The organism is Bradyrhizobium sp. P5_C11_2 (genome assembly GCF_054049755.1).
This window is the reverse complement of sequence record NZ_JBFULT010000641.1, coordinates 1-3,959: the sequence shown is the minus strand read 5'-3', so window position 1 is coordinate 3,959 and position 3,959 is coordinate 1. Positions and strand designations below refer to the sequence as shown.

Below are 3,959 nucleotides of genomic sequence, written 5' to 3'. Positions count from 1 at the left end.
CCGCCATGATCACCACGCCGATCTCGTCAGGCGCGCAGTCGCGGATCAGGCGGCCGTCGGCATCGAGCTGCACGATGCGCACGCGCGCGTAAGGCATCGGCAGACCGACCGAGCCGAGCCGGATCGGCCGGTCCGGGTAGGCCATGGTGTGCACGCTCGAGGTCTCGGTCATGCCGTAGACCTCGACTACCGGCAGCTTCAGCCTCTCCTGGATCGCCGAGCCGACCGCCACGGGAATCGCCGAGCCGCCGCCCGCGGCATATCTGAGGCTCGAGATGTCAGCGTTGCCCGGCGGCACCCCGAGCGTTGCGGCAAGCACCGTCGGCACGCTCGACAGCGCCTCCGGCCTGAAGCGCTCGACCAGCTGCCAGATATTCTTCACCGCATTTGGATTGCGCCATCCGCTGGGCGACAGCACGACGAGCGAGCCGCCGCCCGACAGCGTCGTCAGCACCTGCGTCAGCGATCCCCCGACGTGAAACAACGGCATGCCGAACAGCATGTTGCCGCCGGGCCCGGACTTCAGCAGCAAATTGAGCCCCCAGGCCTGATAGACCTGGTTGGCATGGCTGTGCCGCACCAGTTTTGGCGTGCCGGTGGTGCCGCCGGTGTGGAAATAGGCGGCGATGTCGCTGCCGAGAATCTTACGGCCGCTGACCAGCCGGTCGGACGGTTGCTGCTTGATCAGGTCGTTGAAGGCAAAGATTCCCTTCGCGGGATCGCCACCACCAAACACCTGCACGATCGCCTTGAGGTGCTTGAGCCGCGGGCGGATCTGCTCGACCTTCTGCCAGATGTCGGTGCCCGGCATCGGCCCGAGCGCCACCAGGATCTTCGTGTTCGCAGCTTCCAGGATCTCCGCGATCTGGTGCGGCTCCAGCAACGGATTGACGGGATTGGCGATGCCAGCGGCCTCCGCGCCGAACAGCGTCACGAACGCGTCCGGCACCAGCGGCAGCATGAAGCTGATGACGTCGTCCTTCTCCGCCCCAAGCGCGTGAAACATATTTGCGGCCTGCGTGACGCGCGCGATGAAGTCGCGGTACGTCACGACGAGGGGCGTGTCGGCCGGATCGGCGTTTTGCAGGAACTGGATCGCTGCCCCGTCGGGATTGCGCGCCGCACCGAGCCTGATGGCGTCAAGGGTGCTCTCGGCCGCGACGCGGTCGGCGTAAGGGACCTGCTCGAAGGCCCGGACCGCCGCGTCGGTCGCCAGGTCCGGATAGTCATTGCCGATCAGCCGATCGAGCGCGTGGATGCCCGCCATGGAATTCCGTCCTCCCTCTGTTCATTGCCCCGCCCCCTGTCTTTTGACATTTTGGTTCGGCGAGGCGCCGACCGATTGCCGGCCAACCGGGAACACAATGATGGATGATTTGCCGTTCGTCTATTGCCTAGCGGCTGCAACAACGGGGTTCGGATCGGACGGGATTTGAACCTCTGTGGCCGATCGGGGGACCAAGAACAGGCATCGGATTCACCTGCCAGCGTCCTGCCGCAAGACTTGAGGTCATCATGACTATGCCCCTGCGGGATCGCATCGGACGGCTCACCACTGCGCTCGCCATCGCAGCGGCGATCGCCCTGCCCCGTGCGGCGCTCGCCGAGGACAGCCAGCTCGACAAGATGCGCGCCAAGATCGCGGCCTTCATCGGCGACAAGATGGAGAAGCTGGGCGGCTCGCGCATCATCTACAAGGTGGACAGCGACGGCTTGCGCGAGAGCGTCGTCATGGATTTGCGCGACGACGTCTACAAGACCTTACGCGAGGGCAAGATCGCCTTTTCCGGTCTTGCGATCCGCGACGGCGGCGTCGAATTGAAGATCGTGGACGCCAAGGGCCGCGAAGAGCTGAAGCGCAAGCTCGCCTCAGCCGCGGAGGGATTGACGTCGCATGCGCTCGCCATGACCGACGGCGGCGACGGACTGGTCAGGCTCGTGCCGACCGATGCAGCATCCGCCGCGCGGCTGCGCGATCTCGTCGAAGACGCCATCGCCATGATCGAGCAGCGCCTCAAGGATGCCGGAATCAAGCTCGCCAGCGTCCAGCCTGACGGCACGGACCGCATCCGCATCTTCCTGCCCGGCATGATGGAGCCCGAGCAGGTGACCAGGATCTTCGCCACGAAGGTCAAAGTCAGCTTCCGCCTGGTCGACCTCTCGATGCCGGCGGTACAGGCTCAATCGGGTACGCCGCCCGCCGGCACGGAAGTCCTGCTCGGCTTCAAGGACGGGCGCCCTTATCTGGTCGCCAAGGACAGCGCGCTCGACGGCGACGACATCAGCTATGCGGGCCCGGGCTTTGCGAGCGGCACGAAGGACCCGATCGCCTCGTTCCGCTTCAATGGCCGCGGCACGCGGCGCTTCGCCCACATCACCGAAGAGAACATCGGAAAACCCTTCGCCATCGTGCTCGACGACAAGGTGATCTCAGCCCCCGTGATCCGCGAGCCCATCACCGGCGGCTCGGTCCAGATCTCCGGCAATTTCACCCTGGAGGAGGCCAACAGCGTCGCCATGATGCTGCGCGCCGGGGCGCTGCCGGGACACCTCGGCCTCGTCGAGCAGCAGGTCGTGCAGCCCGCCGCCAAGCCGTAGGCGAAGATCGCCCCACGCCTCCGCCTCCCCCGGGCGCCCAGGTCCATCCGCCACGCCGAAGCCCGCACCGGGACCCGAATCACGGGCGGGCTGCAGCCATGCGCACATCCAAACGGGCAATTGCCGAAACGCACGATCAGGCTAAAATTTGCCTCTTGCGGCACGACGGCCGAAGGCTCCATTCAAGCGGTCGTCATTCGATTTCGGCTATACGGGTACCGACCAGCACTGAAGGCCTTACGCGGGGACAATACCATGCCGTCCGGCAGCGCAGACATTTCCTCGATCCTCGATCGCATTCTCGATGCGGCGACGGACAACCTCAGGATCGCTAAGATCCTGGTCCAGATGGGCCTCGATCCCAACAATGTCACCTACGACGCGATCTTCAATAGGATGCTGGAGATCTTCGTCCACAACATCACGCTGGCCAATCTGTTCGCCGCGGTCGGCGCCGGCTTCTTCGTCGCCACCCTCTTGATGCGGACGATGGTGCCCCTGCGCGTCGCCAACATGGTCGGCTGCGCATTCTTCGCCGTCTTCGGCGCGCTCTCCGCAAATGTCTCGACGTTCCTGCTGTATCTTCTGTTGCTCCCGATCAACGCCTTGCGCCTGCGGCAAATGCTCAAGCTCGTCAAGAAGGCGCGCCACGCAGCCGAAGGCGACATGTCGATCGAGTGGCTCAAGCCGTTCATGACCGAGCGCAAATATCGCCGCGGCGACACGCTCTTCAAGCTGCGCGATCCGGCGAACGAAATGTTCCTCACGGTCACCGGCAAGTTCCTCGTCAAGGAAATCAACATCGAGATCCTGCCTGGAACTCTCATGGGAGAGCTCGGCTTCCTTACGCCCGACAACCGGCGCACCGGAACTGTCGAATGCATCGAAGACGGTCAGGTCTTGACGATCACTTATGACCGGCTGCTCGAGATCTATTTCCAGGATCCGCAGTTCGGCTACTACTTCCTGGTCCTCACCAGCCAGCGTCTCCTGCAGAACATCCAGCGTTTGCAGGACCAACTGACTGCTGAACGAGCCGCAACCACGAACAGGATTGCTTGATCGGCGCGACGGATCCGGCGCCGCCGCTCAGCTCAACAGCAGCGCCATGCCGGGATCGCCCTTCTCCATCGCACGCCGATAGGCCGGCCGGGCACCGATGCGGCCGAGATATTTGATCACACTCGGGCAGCGCGACAGGTCGTAGGGCTGGAAGTAGCGCATCGTGGTGAGCGAGAAGCCCATCATGATGTCGGCCGTGGTGAAGGCGCTGCCGGCCAAATATTCGGCGTCGCGAACGCGCGCGTCGACCAGATCCAAGGCACGGTCGACGCGCGCCTTGGTCGCAAGCAGCATCGGAT

Annotated in this window: 4 protein-coding genes; 2 read left to right on the top strand and 2 right to left on the bottom strand. The window is 64.3% G+C overall.

Features of this window, described 5'->3' with window-relative positions; translation table 11 throughout:
- A partial coding sequence (locus ACXJL8_RS35920) for an AMP-binding protein (RefSeq protein WP_456686530.1) occupies positions 1 to 1,267 on the bottom strand: 1,267 nt, incomplete at its 3' end.
- Positions 1,268 to 1,515: 248 nt separating this feature from the next.
- Between ACXJL8_RS35920 and ACXJL8_RS35915 the strand changes: the two genes are divergently transcribed.
- Both ACXJL8_RS35915 and ACXJL8_RS35910 read left to right on the top strand, forming a co-directional pair.
- Positions 1,516 to 2,598 (top strand): SecDF P1 head subdomain-containing protein, encoded by a 1,083-nt coding sequence (locus tag ACXJL8_RS35915; protein WP_456621315.1) that lies wholly within the window; start codon positions 1,516 to 1,518, stop codon positions 2,596 to 2,598.
- 255 nt (positions 2,599 to 2,853) lie between these two features.
- Positions 2,854 to 3,660, top strand: a complete 807-nt coding sequence (locus tag ACXJL8_RS35910) for a Crp/Fnr family transcriptional regulator (RefSeq protein ID WP_456621314.1) — start codon at positions 2,854 to 2,856, stop codon at positions 3,658 to 3,660.
- Positions 3,661 to 3,687: 27 nt separating this feature from the next.
- Here the strand turns inward: ACXJL8_RS35910 and ACXJL8_RS35905 are convergent.
- Positions 3,688 to 3,959 (bottom strand): glutathione binding-like protein (locus tag ACXJL8_RS35905; RefSeq protein ID WP_456686529.1); only part of this gene is annotated, 272 nt, incomplete at its 5' end.

Coding starts and splice junctions, on each gene's coding strand:
- ACXJL8_RS35915 (WP_456621315.1), top strand. CDS start 1,516: ATGACTATGCCCCTGCGGGATCGCATCGGACGGCTCACCACTGCGCTC.
- ACXJL8_RS35910 (WP_456621314.1), top strand. CDS start 2,854: ATGCCGTCCGGCAGCGCAGACATTTCCTCGATCCTCGATCGCATTCTC.